Annotated in this window: 12 protein-coding genes; 4 read left to right on the top strand and 8 right to left on the bottom strand. The window is 72.6% G+C overall.

What is annotated here, in order from left to right:
• Nucleotides 1–394 precede the first annotated feature (394 nt).
• The 3 genes from AB0L65_RS29655 to AB0L65_RS29665 are packed head-to-tail and all read left to right on the top strand — an operon-like array spanning nt 395 to nt 2269.
• Entirely contained in the window at nt 395–784 is a 390-nt protein-coding gene (locus tag AB0L65_RS29655; RefSeq protein ID WP_364251544.1) for a TraR/DksA C4-type zinc finger protein, read from the top strand.
• Nucleotides 785–819: 35 nt separating this feature from the next.
• Entirely contained in the window at nt 820–1347 is a 528-nt protein-coding gene (lspA, locus tag AB0L65_RS29660; RefSeq protein ID WP_350729231.1) for a signal peptidase II, read from the top strand.
• Entirely contained in the window at nt 1340–2269 is a 930-nt protein-coding gene (locus AB0L65_RS29665; RefSeq protein WP_185073022.1) for an RluA family pseudouridine synthase, read from the top strand. Before lspA ends, AB0L65_RS29665 begins: the two co-directional genes overlap by 8 nt.
• Before the next feature lie 261 nt (nt 2270–2530).
• Here the strand turns inward: AB0L65_RS29665 and AB0L65_RS29670 are convergent, their stop codons facing one another.
• The 6 genes from AB0L65_RS29670 to AB0L65_RS29695 are packed head-to-tail and all read right to left on the bottom strand — an operon-like array spanning nt 2531 to nt 9137.
• The gene (locus AB0L65_RS29670) at nt 2531–3853 is read right to left on the bottom strand and encodes a protein kinase (RefSeq protein WP_364251547.1); all 1323 of its coding nucleotides are present in this window, start codon (nt 3851–3853) and stop codon (nt 2531–2533) included.
• 9 nt (nt 3854–3862) lie between these two features.
• On the bottom strand, nt 3863–4174 hold the full coding sequence (locus tag AB0L65_RS29675) for an AzlD domain-containing protein (protein ID WP_364251550.1): 312 nt from the start codon (nt 4172–4174) through the stop codon (nt 3863–3865).
• Nucleotides 4171–4833, bottom strand: a complete 663-nt coding sequence (locus tag AB0L65_RS29680) for an AzlC family ABC transporter permease (protein WP_364251553.1) — start codon at nt 4831–4833, stop codon at nt 4171–4173. The genes AB0L65_RS29675 and AB0L65_RS29680 overlap by 4 nt, the downstream gene beginning before the upstream one ends.
• A gap of 11 nt (nt 4834–4844) precedes the next feature.
• A complete protein-coding gene (locus AB0L65_RS29685) occupies nt 4845–5687 on the bottom strand; it encodes an AraC family transcriptional regulator (protein WP_364251556.1) in 843 nt (280 codons plus the stop codon).
• A complete protein-coding gene (locus tag AB0L65_RS29690; protein ID WP_364251559.1) occupies nt 5684–7249 on the bottom strand; it encodes a protein kinase in 1566 nt (521 codons plus the stop codon). The genes AB0L65_RS29685 and AB0L65_RS29690 overlap by 4 nt, the downstream gene beginning before the upstream one ends.
• Nucleotides 7250–7259: 10 nt before the next feature.
• Nucleotides 7260–9137 carry a protein kinase gene (locus AB0L65_RS29695; RefSeq protein WP_364251562.1) on the bottom strand — a complete coding sequence of 626 codons (1878 nt, stop codon included), beginning with the start codon at nt 9135–9137 and terminating at the stop codon, nt 7260–7262.
• 291 nt (nt 9138–9428) lie between these two features.
• On the opposite strand from AB0L65_RS29695, the gene AB0L65_RS29700 reads away from it, so the two are divergent.
• The gene (locus AB0L65_RS29700) at nt 9429–10418 is read left to right on the top strand and encodes a chorismate mutase (protein WP_364251565.1); all 990 of its coding nucleotides are present in this window, start codon (nt 9429–9431) and stop codon (nt 10416–10418) included.
• A gap of 7 nt (nt 10419–10425) precedes the next feature.
• On the opposite strand, the gene AB0L65_RS29705 is transcribed toward AB0L65_RS29700, so the two are convergent.
• Nucleotides 10426–11433 (bottom strand): SGNH/GDSL hydrolase family protein, encoded by a 1008-nt coding sequence (locus AB0L65_RS29705; protein ID WP_364251568.1) that lies wholly within the window; start codon nt 11431–11433, stop codon nt 10426–10428.
• Nucleotides 11434–11543: 110 nt separating this feature from the next.
• Nucleotides 11544–12899, bottom strand: coding sequence for an amino acid permease (locus AB0L65_RS29710; RefSeq protein WP_364251571.1), 1356 nt, complete (start codon nt 12897–12899; stop codon nt 11544–11546).
• Nucleotides 12900–13053: the final 154 nt, after the last annotated feature.

Here is a 13053-nt window from a genome sequence, read left to right on the forward strand (position 1 = left end):
CCGGCTCCGCGGTACCACCCTTCTTGACCCCGCACGCGGGCGAGGCCCTCTTCGTTTGATCTGCGGCCGGGTCTAATGAGCTCTCGCGAGCCGTTCTTCCGGCGGCTCCGGGGTGATATCCCTCACAGTCGGGCCCCATCAACGCCTTGCAGTCTCAAACCATAACGCAGAGTGGGGCCGAAGGCTTCCTGGTTTCTCAGGGCGAGCCGCCCGAGGGGCCGTCGGTACGCAACCGACAAAGTTGCGGGAATGGACGCCCCTGTGGAGGAGTTTAATGCGCGAGGCGGGATAGTACGGGGGAGGTAAACCGTCCGGCGGGTCGTTTGCCGTTCCGTTATGTGGATCCCTAAGCTGCCCGCACCATTTACGGCCTTGATCAGCAATGGAGGCAGCCATGGCGGCAGTCACGCAGACCGCTACACCTTCGATGTGGTCGCAAGAGGAGCTGGCCGAGGTACGCGGCAGGCTCCAGAGCGAGATCGACCAGCTCAACGCGGACATCCACCGCCACGAGACGGAGATAGCCTCTGGAGACGTCACTCAGGGAGCGGGCGACGACCAGGCGGACGCCGGCGCGAAGACGTACGAGCGGGAACGCGAGATCGCCCTTACTCTGAATGCGCGCGATCTGGTCGCGCAGAACGAACGTGCGATCGCCAGGATCGACGCCGGGACCTATGGAGTGTGCGAATCGTGCCACAAGCCGATCGGCAAGGAACGCCTTCAGGCGTTCCCGAGGGCGACGCTGTGCGTGGCCTGCAAGCAGAAGGAGGAGCGCCGGTAGGCCGCCCCCGCGGGCGTCTGGTCGCCGTCCTCGTCGTGCTGGCGGCCGTGGTCTACGCGGCCGACCTCATCACCAAGACGGTGGTGCTGCGCACGCTCGAGGGTCAGGCCCCGCTCGTCGTCCTCCAGGACGTGCTGCAGTTCCGGGTGATCTTCAATTCCGGTGCCGCGTTCAGCCTCGGCACCGGAATGACCTTCGTCTTCACCTTCATCGCCGCGGGCGTGGTCGTAGCCATCGTGCGCACCGCCCGCAAGCTCGGCAGCCGGGCCTGGGCGGTCACGCTGGGGCTTCTGCTCGGCGGCGCGCTCGGCAACCTCACCGACCGGCTGCTGCGCTATCCCTCGGGGATCGGGCGCTCCACGCAGCTGCAGGGGCACGTCGTCGACTTCATCGAGGTGCTCCCCGGGCATTTCCCCGTCATCGACTACTTCCCCGTGTTCAACATCGCCGACTCGGCCATCGTCTGCGGCGGCATCCTGGCGGTGCTGCTGGCCTGGCGCAACGTGCAGATCGACGGGTCCCGGGAGACCCCGGAGACCAAGGGGGCCGAGAAGGGTGAGTGAGCAGCGGAGCCTGCCCGTACCCGACGGGCTGGAGGGCGAGCGGCTCGACGCCGCGCTCTCGCGGCTGTTCGGCTTCTCCCGCACCCGCGCGGCCGAGCTGATCGGCGCGGGCGAGGTGCTGGTGGACGGCCGGCAGCCGGCCAAGTCCGACCGCGTGCACGCGGGCGCGTGGCTCGACGTGACGATGCCGCCGCCGGTCACCACGCCGATGCCGGTCGCCGAGCCGGTGCCGGGCATGACGGTCGTGTACGAGGACGACGACGTCATCGTGATCAACAAGCCGATCGGCGTGGCCGCCCACCCGACCGTCGGCTGGACGGGGCCGACCGTGATCGGCGGGCTGCTCGGGGCCGGTCACACGATCGCCACCAGCGGGGCCGCCGAGCGCCAGGGCATCGTGCACCGCCTCGACGCCAACACCACGGGGGCGATGGTGGTGGCCAAGAGCGAGGTCGCGTACTCGCGGCTCAAGCGGGCCTTCAAGGAGCGCACGGTCGACAAGCGCTACCACGCGCTGGTGCAGGGGCATCCCGACCCGTTCAGGGGCACGGTCGACGCGCCCATCGACCGCCACCCGTCCGGGGACGGGCGCTTCGCGGTGGTGGCGGGAGGGAAGCCGTCGGTGACCCACTACGACACCGTCGAGGCGTTCCGCGCGGCCTCGCTGCTGGACATCAAGCTGGAGACCGGGCGCACGCACCAGATCAGGGTGCACATGGCGGCGCTGCGGCACCCCTGCGTCGGGGACCTGCTCTACGGGGCGGATCCGACGCTGGCGGCCCGGCTGGGGGTCACGCGCCAGTGGCTGCACGCGGTGGCGCTCGGGTTCGAGCACCCCACCACGGGCGACTGGATGTCGTTCAGCACGGACTATCCGCAGGACCTGCAGAAGGCGCTGGACATCGTCCGCGCCGAATCCTGAGTGGTCCCGCCTACCCGGGCGAGCGGGTCGCGCACGGGCCGGTGCAGGCGGGCGTGGGCTCGCCGGGCCATCCGGCGACCGGGTCCAGCGTGACCGCCGCCGCCAGCTCGGCCAGCCGGTCGGCGTCGCGCTCAGGTGGGCGCGGACGGTGGCCAGGGTGGCGCCGAGCCTGGCCTCCTCGTTGTAGGCGGGGATCACCACCGACAGGTCGATCTCGCTCATGCCCCGGAGACAGGGCCGGGCCTCACCGGGGTTGCACGATCAGCCCTCCGGCTCCGACGGCTCGACCGAGTCCGGGGTCCGGGACGGGGTGGTGTTGTCCCGATCCTGCTCGCCGCTCGCGCTCGGCGTCGGCGTCCGGTCGGGGTTCTTCCGCTCACCGGTCGGCGTGGGCTCCCGGGTGGGGTCCTTCCGCTCGCCGGTAGGCGTCCTGTGCCGGTCCTCGACGGCCGGCGGGGAGCTTTCGGGTGTGGAGGGCGTCGGGGCGAGCTGCGGGGCGCCGGTGGTCGGATCGCCGGTGGAGGGCCCGGCGGTCACCACGGCGGGGGCGGGGCCCGGGCTCCGGGGCAGGTCCCGCGTCCGGCCGGACCACCAGGCCGCGCCGCCCGTGACCGCCGCGACGACCAGCGCGCCTCCCGCGATCACGGCCAGCGGCAGCCTGCGCCGCCGCCGCGGGGGAGCCCCGCCCGGCCCGGTCGCACCTGGCTTGATCGAGCCGGTCCCGGCCGCGCCCGGCTCGGCGACGGGGCCCGTCCGCTCGGGGGCGCCGCCGGTCAGGATCGCGGCCAGCCGCCGCTCGGCCTCCTCCAGCGACATGCGCTCGGCCGGGTTCTTGCGCAGCAGCCCGAGCAGTACCGGACCGAGCACGCCCGCGCGGGCCAGCGGCTCCGGCTCGGCGTGCAGGACCGCGCCCAGCGTGGCCAGGGGGTTGTCCCGCTGGAAGGGCGAGTGCCCCTCGACCGCCAGGTAGAGCGTCACGCCCAGCGACCACAGGTCGGAGGAGGGCATGGCCTGGCTGCCCGCCGCGCGTTCCGGCGCTATGAACGCGGGGGTGCCGAGCAGCTCGCCCGTGCTCGTCACGGGAGCCTCGTCCTCCGTCGTGGCGATGCCGAAGTCGGTGAGCACCGCCCGGCCGTCCTCGGCCAGCAGCACGTTGTCCGGTTTGACGTCCCGGTGCAGCACGCCCGCCGCGTGCGCCGCGCGCAGCGCCTCGAGAAGTTGCAGCCCGATGTCCGCGGCCGCCGGTGGGGACATGGGGCCGTCCTCGCGGATCAGCTCGCCCAAGGTGCGGGAGTCGACGAGCTGCATGACGATCCACGGGTGACCGTTCTCCTCCAGGACGTCGTACACGGTGGCCACACCCGGATGCGCCACCCGGCCGGCGGCCCTGGCCTCCCTGAGCGTGCGTACGGCGAAGACCTCGCGCTCGGGATCCGTCAGGTCGGGCGGCGGCAGGATCTCCTTGACCGCCACGTCCCGGCCCAGCACCTCGTCATGAGCCTGCCACACCGTGCCCATCCCGCCCCGGCCGATCGTCCTGAGCAGCCGGTAACGCCCACCGACCATCTCTGTTGCATCGGACATGCACGGCGGCTACCCCAGAAAGAACCGGACAAGCGCGGTGACGAGGGCCGCCGCGGCCAGGATGACCAGGAACGGCGCCCGCAGCAGCAGCCCGACGACCGCGGCGCCCAGCCCGGCCGTGCGCGCCGGGTCGAAGCTCAGCCCGCCCTCCTCCGTGAACACCTGCACCGCGATCAGGGCCGCCAGCAGCGCCACCGGCACCAGTTCGGCGAACCTGCGGATCGCCGGATGCTCCAGCACGCGGCGCGGCGCCGCCAGCCCGGCCAGCTTGAGCGCGTAGCAGCCCGCGCAGACCGCGGCGATGGCCCACCACAGCGTCATCGCGCCATCACCACCAGCACGGCGGCCGCCGACAGCAGCACGGGCACGCCGGGCGGCAGGAACGGGGTGGCGCACAGGGCGATCGCCGCCGCGGCGCAGGCGAGCCCGCGCAGCTCGGCGCTGGCCGTCAGGCGCGGCCACAGGATGGCCAGGAAGGCGGCCGGGCCCACCACGTCCAGCCCCAGCACGCCGGGGTCGCCCAGGAACGACGCGCCGTAGGCGCCCGCCAGGGTGGTCAGGTTCCAGGTGAGGTAGAGGCTGGCGAACGTGGTGACGAAGCCCGTACGGGCCGCCTCCGGGGTCGGCTGGGCCAGCGTGACGGCCGTCGTCTCGTCGATCACCCCTTGCGCGGCCAGCAGCCGACGGGGCCCGCGTACCCGGAGCAGGTCGGCCAGGCGCAGGCCGTAGAGCGTGTTGCGGCCGCCCAGCAGCAGCGCGCCCAGCGTGGCGGTCACCAGGTCGCCGCCCGCGCCCACCGCGCCGGTCAGCGCGAACTGCGAGGCGCCGGTGAAGGCCAGCAGGCTCAGCACGCACGCCTGCGGCACGCTCAGGCCCGCGGTGATCGCGGCGGCGCCGAAGGCGATCCCCGACAGCCCCACGGCCACGCCCACGCCGAGGCCGTCCCGCACGGCGGCGGAACGGTGAGTTGTCTGTTCCATGCCGCAAGAGGCTAGGAGGTGGGGGAACCGCCGGTCTTGTACGTTCCTGCAGCACGCTGGTACGCCGCGGGCGGCACGCCCACGATGCGCTTGAAATGCCGGTTGAGGTGGGCCTGGTCCGTGAAGCCCACCTCGGCGGCCACCTGCGCCGGGCGTACCCCGGACTGCAGGAGGTGGCGCGCCTGGCGCACCCGCAGCGAGGTCAGGTAGGCGTGCGGCGGCAGGCCCGTCTCGGCCTTGAAGGCCCGCAGCAGCGCGAACGGCCGCGCGCCCACCGCGTCGGCCAGGTCGTCCAGCGTCGGCGGGTCGACGAGGCTGCCGTGCAGCAGGTCGAGCGCGTCCCGCACGGCCCGCCGGCCCTCGGCGGGCAGGATCGCCGTCGGCCTCGGCGTGGCGTGGCGGGTCACCAGCCGCGCGAACAGCGTGCGGCTCAGCGTGGAGGCGGCCAGCGCGTCGCCGCGCTCGGCCGCCTGGTGCGCCCGGCCGAGCAGCAGCGCCACCTCCTCGTCGCGCACCACCTGCCTGGGGAAGTGCGGCGTCGCGTACGGCACGCCGAGCTCGGCCGCGATCCCCGCCAGCGTGTCGATCGACGGGTAGAGCATGCGGTACGACCAGCCGTCCGGCGTGCCCGCCTGGCCGGTGTGCACCGACTCGGGGTTGACCAGCACCACCTCGCCCGCGCCCGCCCGGTGCAGGGTGCCGCGGTAGTCGAACTCCTCCACGCCCCTGACGATCACGCCGATGGCGTAGCCGTCGTGCACGTGCCGGGTGAAGCGGTGGGTGACGTAGCGGGCCTTGAGCAGGTCGGTGCCCGGCACCGCCGGATGCCGCCAGAAGTGCGCCTGCTCTTTCATTGAGGTCTGAAGGTCTTCGCGAACGTCTCGAAGTAGCGCCGGTCCGAGGCCCAGCGGGCGTCGGTGGTCTCCCAGTAGAGGGCGTACGGGCGGCCGTCGGCGGTGCGGAAGCCGCGGTTGATCACGTGGATCCGCTGGCCGCCGCGGATCCTGGTGAACTCCCAGTCGGCGGCCTTGCGGCCGAGGTAGGTGGTGGAGACGATGCCGATCCTGCTGTATCCCTCGAACTCGCCCTTCGCCCGGATCTCCTTCTCCAGGCTGGCCCACTGCTTCGCCGGGTCCGTCCAGGCGAAGTCGGGGACGGTCCACTCCACGATCATCGCACCGGGGCTGTCGGGGCCCTTGAAGGTGATGCTGTCCCTGGTGGAGTGCTTCACGGCCCGCCACCCCTCCGGGACGGCGACCCCGAAGCGGCCCTGCGCGCTCCTGAACGGGCGCCATCCCGCGGGCACCGGCTGCGTCGTCGTGGTGGGCGTGCGCGTGGGCTCGGGCGTGGCGGTGGGAGTGCTCGACGTGGTCGGCTCGGCGGTGGGGGTGGGGGCGGGACCCGTCGGTGTGGGGCTCGGGGTCGCGGCGGTGCTCGTCCAGTGGTTGGAGACCAGGAAGCCGCCCGCGCCCAGCACCGCCACGGCGGCGGGCAGGCCGATCCACAGCGCCTTGCCGCGCCTGGGCCGCGTCGAGAGCGTGGGCCCCTCGGCCGTGTTCGCGGCGCCGGCCGTCGGCCGCCAGGCCTCGGGGGGCGTCGGGTGGGGGGAGGGGCCCGTGGCGGCCTCGTACAGCAGCCTCGCGGCCTCCGCGGCGGGCAGGCGCTCGTCCGGGCTCCTGCGCAGCAGCCCCATGATGACCGGCTGCAGCGCGCCGGCCCGCGCGGGCGGCTCGGGCGCGTCGCGCAGCACCGCCGCGACCGTCGCGGCCCACGAGTCGCGCTTGAACGGCGGCTCGCCCTCGACGGCCGCGTACAGCGTCGCCCCGAGCGACCACAGGTCCGACTCGGGGCGCGCGGGCTCGCCGTTGAGACGCTCGGGCGGCATGTACGCGGGCGTGCCCACCAGCCCGCCGGTAGCCGTCAGCCCCGCCTCGGCCTCCAGCGAGGCGATGCCGAAGTCGGTCAGCACCACCCGGCCGTCGTCGGCCAGCAGCACGTTCTCGGGCTTCACGTCACGGTGGAGCACCCCCGTGGCGTGCGCGGCGCGCAGCGCGTCGAGCACCCGCCCGCCGATCACCGCGACCTGCCCCACCGTGAGCGGCCCGCGCTCGCGCACCACCTCGGCCAGCGAACGCGAGCGCACGAGCTGCATCACGATCCACGGGCGGCCGTCCTCCTCGACGACGTCGTGGATGACGATCACCGACGGGTGGTCGAGGCGGCCCGCCGCCCTGGCCTCCCTGATGGTCCGGCTGTTGAGCTCGGCCCGCTTGGCGTCGCCGACGCCCGTGTAGCGGACCTCCTTGATCGCCACCGTACGGTCGAGCAGCTCGTCGTAGGCACGCCAGACCACGCCCATGCCCCCTTCGCCGAGCGGCTCGATGAGGCGATACCGGTTGCCGACCTGCCTTTCCACGCCGTGAAGCCTACTTGGCCGGTTTGAAGGTGGCGCAGAACCCTTCAAAGAAGTCGTAGTCGGCCTTCCAGTGGCTCTTCAGCGTGTGCCAGTAGATCGCGTACCCCCGCCCGTTGTCGGTGATGAAGCCCCGGTTGCGCACGCGCGTCTTGCCGGTGTTGGTGTTCCAGGTGAAGTCCCAGTCCGCGGCGGCCTTCTGGAAGCCGTCGACCCGCTTGATGTCGAGCTTCTTGTAGCCGCCGAAGTTGTTCTTGAGGGTCGGCTCCTGCTTCTTCCAGTCCTTGTACGGGTCCCTGCTGCTCTTCCCGCCGTCCTCGATCATGAGGTAGGCGTTGGAGGCCGCGCCGGGGCCCCGGAACTTGACCTGGTTGCCGCCGCGGGTCAGCACGTCCCAGCCCTTGGGCAGGCCGACGGAGAAGCCGAGCTTCTTGTCCTTGTACATCTTCCAGCCGGCCGGCAGCGCGTTCTCCTTCTCCTTCTCCTTCTCGGGAGTGGGAGCCGGGGTCGTGGCCGTCGGCGACGGCGGCTGGGACGCACTGGGCTCGGCGGAGCCCGACGTGGACGCGCCCGGCGACGCCTGCGAGGCGGTGTCCGTGGGGACCGTGGCCTGGGAGGCGCCCTTCTTCTTGTCGCTCTCGTCGGGGGCCGAGCTCAGCCCGAGGTAGCCGCCGATCACGGCCACGAGCACGACGGCCACGGCCGCCGCGATGACCGGCCCGGCCCGGCGCGGGTCCGTCCTGGTCGCGTCCATCGTGGACTCGGCGGTGGCGGGGGCCGCGGTCGGCGCCGGCGTGATCCGCGACCCGGTCTCGGGAACGGCGGGCGACGGGACCGGAGCGGCGGAGCGGATCAGGTTGGGGTCGGTCGGGGTGTCGTCCTCGACGGGCGGCGCCTGGCGCAGCTTGCCCAGGGCGCGGAACCTGTTCTGGACGGCGGCCTTGCCCTGCGCCGAGGCCTCGCTCTGCGACGGCGGCTGGGCCGGGGCGGGCATCTCGCGCGACGGCGTGGCAGGCCGCGGCACGCGGACCGTCTGGGCCGCGGGGAACTGCGCGGTCGGCGGCGGGCTCGCCTGGGCGATGACCTGCCGCAGCATCCGCTGCGCTTCCTCGTACGTGAGCCGCTGGACCGGCTCCTTGTTGAGCAGGCCCAGGATCACGTCGGTGAGCGGGCCCGTGTGCGCGGCCGGATCGGGCTCGTCGGTCAGCACGGCGTGCATGGTCGCCAGGGCCATCCCCCGCTCGTGCGGGGAGCGGCCCTCCACGGCCGTGTACAGCGTAGCCCCTAACGACCACAGGTCCGACTCGCGCCGCGCGGGCAGCCCCTTGAGCCGCTCGGGCGCGATGAACGCCGGCGTCCCGGCCAGCCCGGTCACGGTGAGCTGCGTCTCGGTCTCCAGCGTGGCGATGCCGAAGTCGGTGAGCACCACCCGGCCGTCGTCGGCCAGCAGCACGTTCTCGGGTTTGACGTCGCGGTGCAGCACGCCGGCCTCGTGGGCGCGGTGCAGCGCGTCCAGCACGGCCAGGCCGATCTCGGCCACCCGCTTGGGCTGTAGCGGCCCGTCCTGCTTGATCACGGCGCCCAGCGAGCGCGACTGGACGAGCTGCATGACGATCCAGGGCCGGTCATCCTCCTCGATCACGTCGTGAACGACGATCACGTTGGGATGCTCGAACCTCGCCGCCGCCCTCGCCTCGCGCATGGTGCGCCGGTTCAGCAGCTGCACTTCCTCGCCCAGGGCGGCCGCGTACCTGACCTCCTTGACCGCGACCGTGCGGTCCAGGAGCTCGTCGTACGCGCGCCAGACGATACCCATCCCGCCCCTGCCGATGGGTTCCTGCAGTTGGTAGCGGCCGGCGATGCGGCGTCCCTCCTGCTTGCGATCCGACATCAACGGCCTCAAACCCTCCTCTAGGCCAAGAAATACTCCCATAGAGAGGGATCAACGGCGACTCGCCTGAAGGACAGTCCGTCATGTGAGTGGCACCGTCCAGCAGGTGAAGCCATGGGTGTAGTGTTTCAGACATGACTTGTCGCTACGCCTTTATCGAGCCGGCTCCGGGAGAGCCGGTCGTCAGCTAGCGACCACCTGGAGCCGGCACGAGGCAGAGACAACCCGTCTCTGCCTTTTTGGTTTTCCCGCCGGCTGCGCAGGGGCCGGCCCGAATTGGGGGAGTCGAGGATGTCATCGACCTTGGAACGGCGCGCCGTGGCGGTGGGCGGAACGCTCGTGGGCGAAGGACCCGCCGTGGTGATCGGCGGCCGGGTCGACCTGCGGGCGCACCGCGGGGAGGCCGACGCGTACGAGGTGCTGGGCGAGCACGCCACGCTGGTGGAGCCGTACTCGGCCGCAGATCTGCCGGCCATCGCCGAGCGGGCGGACGCGGTCGTGGTGGGTTCGTCGTGGACGCGCGACATCCCGCTGGTGCGCTCGGCGGCCGGGCTCGGGCTGCCGGTGGTCGTGGAGCGGCGGCCCGCCGCCTCGCTGGAGGAGTGGCTGGAGCTGGCCGACTACTGCGCGCGGGAGGGGGACGGCCGGGTGCTCCTGTGCGAGGGCGGCCGGCTGGACCTGGGGCTGATGCGGGCGGCCCGCGCGGTCTCGGGGCGTCCCGTGCTCGCCGACGTCTCGCGGGACGCGGCGCTGTCCGCGGCGGCGGTGGCGGCGGGCGCCGACGGGCTCGTCGTGGACTCGGCCGAACGGGGCACCGCGCCGGTTGGTGGGCCGGCCAAGCTCGGGACCTATGTGGGAGCCCGGACGGCTGAGCCCTCCAGGAGCGGGGCGCTGGAGTTCGTGGGCCCCGGGAGCCTCGCCGAGGCCCGTCAGGAGCTCTCCCCGGCGACCGTGTTGCGCGCGGCCGAGGAGGCCGTGACGGTCGTGGGCGCCCTGGTGCGGCCCGAGGCGCCCGCCACGCTGCCGGAGTGCCGCGAGGCGATCGACCGGGTGGACGCGGCGCTGGCCACGCTGCTCGAACGGCGGGCGGCGCTGGCGGGCATCGTGCAGCGGATCAAGCCGGTGGGCGGGTTCGCGGGGCGCGACATGGCCCGGGAGCGCGCGCTCGTGTCGCGGATGGCGCTGCGCGCCCCGTCGCTGGGGGAGGCCCGGCTCGCGCCCATCATGAACGCCGTCATCGAGGCGGGCCTCCACCTGGCCGAGGAGCGCTCGGCCGAGTGAGCGGGCGTCAGGGAGCGTCGAGGCGGACGTTGTTCATGGGGCGGCCCGGCCCGGCGGCGATCTGCTTGGTGATGAGCTCGGCGAAGCGGCGGTAGCCGTCGCCCGTCGGGTGGTAGCTGCGGGCGTTGACCTTGAGCTCGTCCATGTTCACGCTCAACCCGTTCAGGTACGGCTGCGGCCGGCCCACCTCGTGCCCCGTGAACGCCTCGTACGCGTCCACGTACTCCACGCTCCCCGGCACGCCGAACGCCGCGATCGTCCGGTCGAAGTCGGACACCACCGAGGCCACCGTGTCGTTGAGCCGGCGCGTCATCCCGTTCAGCCAGGTCTGGTCCTCGGCGCTCATGTTGTCGACGGTCGCCACGGGGTCCTTGGGGAAGGGCCGGGGGTAGCCGAGGACGATGATGCGGGCGTTCGGCGCCCGCGTCCGCACCTCGCGCAGCACCTTGGTCAGGCTGGGGCGCAACTCGTCGATGCGGCGGGCGACGGCGGCGTCCTGCTCCACGCACGCCGACGACCACGGCAGCTTGACGATGCAGCCCGTGAGCACCTTCGTGAACCCGGCGTCGTTGCCGCCGATGCTCAGCGTCACCAGGCTGGCGTTCGGGCCGACCCGGGTGATCTGGGGCTTCTGGCCGTACTGGCCCGACAGGATCTGGGTGGTGGTGGCGCCGCTGCAGGCGTAGAAGGCGGTGCCGCCCCCGAAGCGGTAGGTCTGCGCCACCAGCGGCACGTACGAGCCCGTCGCCCGGTGGCAGCGGTCGGCGCCGTCGTTGAGCGGCTCGTGGTCCAGGTCCCAGACGCCCTCGCCGGAGGAGTAGGAGTCGCCCAGCGCGACGTACATGCCGCCCTGCGCCACCTGCACGGGCGTCAGGCGGGTCGCCTGCGGGAGCCTCCCGTGCGGCTCCTGATCGGCCGGGCAGCCCGCGCCGAGCACGGCGCAGGCCAGCCTCGGTAAGACGCCCAAGGGCGCGCATGCCACGGCAAGCGCGGCGCCGACGGCGGCGGCCGCCACGGTCTGGACTATCGCCCGCTTTGTCCACCTCGGCGTCTGTCGTGTCGCCTCGTCCAGTGCGGCCTCCCCCGTGTGCGGCGGCTCTGTGCCGGCACATCGAGAGTACTCAGTCAGGGGCGGCCGCCGTTGACGGTTCGGCGGCGGCTGACCACCCGCCAGCCGAGGGCGATGGCCGCGGCCAGCGCCGGGATGAGGAAGAACGCCACCCGCTGGTCGGGGTCGGCGAAGGGCATCAGCAGGACGACGAGCACCAGGAACGCCAGCGTGAACCAGTTCGTGTACGGCGCGCCGGGCATCGGGAACACCGACAGGTGGCCCGACCGGCGCAGCCGCATCTGGCACCAGACGAGCACGCCCCAGGTCGTGATCACGCCGAGGGAGGCGACGGCGGTGGCGATGTTGAAGGCGCGCTCGGGCAGGAAGTAGAACAGCGCCACCCCGGCCAGGAACATGGCCGCCGTGAACAGGATGCCGCCCATCGGGACGAACCTGGAGCTGAGCGTGCCCGTGAACCCGGGCGCCTCCTGCTTCATGGCCATCGAGCGCAGGATGCGGCCCGTGGCGTACAGGCCGGAGTTGCAGGACGAGAGCGCGGCGGTGATCACCACGAGGTTCATCGCGTCGGCGGCCCACGGGACGCCGAGGCCCGCGAAGACCGTCACGAACGGCGAGGTGTCCGCGCGATACGCGGTCCACGGCAGGACCATCGCCAGCAGCGCCACCGAGCCCACGTAGAAGATCGCGATGCGCCACACCACGCCGTTGATCGCCTTCGGCATGACCTGGTGCGGCCTGGCCGTCTCGCCCGCCGTGATGCCGACCAGCTCGATCGACGCGTACGCGAACACCACCGACTGCAGGCTCATCAGCACCATCGGGAAGCCCTTGGGGAAGAAGCCGCCGTGGGAGACGAGGTTGTGCGGGGTCGCCTGGCCGACCGCGAAGACCACCAGGACCAGGCCGACCACCAGGAAGATCGTGATCGCCAGCACCTTCAGCATGGCGAACCAGAACTCCAGCTCGCCGAACAGCCGGACCGACACCAGGTTGACCGACAGCACGAAGCCCAGGGCGATGAGCGCCGTCAGCCACTGCGGGAACGCCGGAGCCCAGTAATGGATGTAGGCGGCGATGGCGGTCAGCTCGGCGATGCCGGTGAACGCCCAGTTGATCCAGTACATCCAGCCGCTGGCGAACGCCGCCCACGGGCCGATGAACTCGCCCGCGTACTCGACGAACGACCCCGCCACCGGGCGGTAGAGCACGAGCTCGCCGAGCGCCCGCATGACGAAGAACGCGGCCGCCCCGGCGGTGGCGTACGAGATCACCAGGGCGGGCCCGGCGGCGGCCAGCCGGCCGCCCGAACCGAGGAACAGGCCGACCCCGATCGCCCCGCCGATCGCGATCATCTGGACCTGGCGGTTGCCGAGCGCGTGCCGGTAGCCTTCGTCCGTCTGCGTGCGCACCGAGTGTCTCCTCAACTACGTACAGTGAACACGACGATATCGGTGCTGCCGGCCACGGGGGTCCCGGCGCGCCGGTCCGGACGGGGGGCCGGGCGCGGGCATCAGGATGTCGGTCCGGACCGCTGGAGCCGGAGCGCACAACCCCACCCGAGAG

It is taken from the genome of Nonomuraea sp. NPDC052116 (genome assembly GCF_040680035.1).
GTDB classification, from domain to species: domain Bacteria; phylum Actinomycetota; class Actinomycetes; order Streptosporangiales; family Streptosporangiaceae; genus Nonomuraea; species Nonomuraea angiospora_A.

Excerpts from the sequence above, each read along its gene's own strand:
- AB0L65_RS29680 (WP_364251553.1), bottom strand. The coding sequence starts at position 4,833 with ATGGAACAGACAACTCACCGTTCCGCCGCCGTGCGGGACGGCCTCGGC.
- AB0L65_RS29670 (WP_364251547.1), bottom strand. The coding sequence starts at position 3,853 with ATGTCCGATGCAACAGAGATGGTCGGTGGGCGTTACCGGCTGCTCAGG.
- AB0L65_RS29695 (WP_364251562.1), bottom strand. The coding sequence starts at position 9,137 with ATGTCGGATCGCAAGCAGGAGGGACGCCGCATCGCCGGCCGCTACCAA.
- AB0L65_RS29700 (WP_364251565.1), top strand. The coding sequence starts at position 9,429 with ATGTCATCGACCTTGGAACGGCGCGCCGTGGCGGTGGGCGGAACGCTC.
- AB0L65_RS29675 (WP_364251550.1), bottom strand. The coding sequence starts at position 4,174 with ATGACGCTGTGGTGGGCCATCGCCGCGGTCTGCGCGGGCTGCTACGCG.
- AB0L65_RS29685 (WP_364251556.1), bottom strand. The coding sequence starts at position 5,687 with ATGAAAGAGCAGGCGCACTTCTGGCGGCATCCGGCGGTGCCGGGCACC.
- AB0L65_RS29655 (WP_364251544.1), top strand. The coding sequence starts at position 395 with ATGGCGGCAGTCACGCAGACCGCTACACCTTCGATGTGGTCGCAAGAG.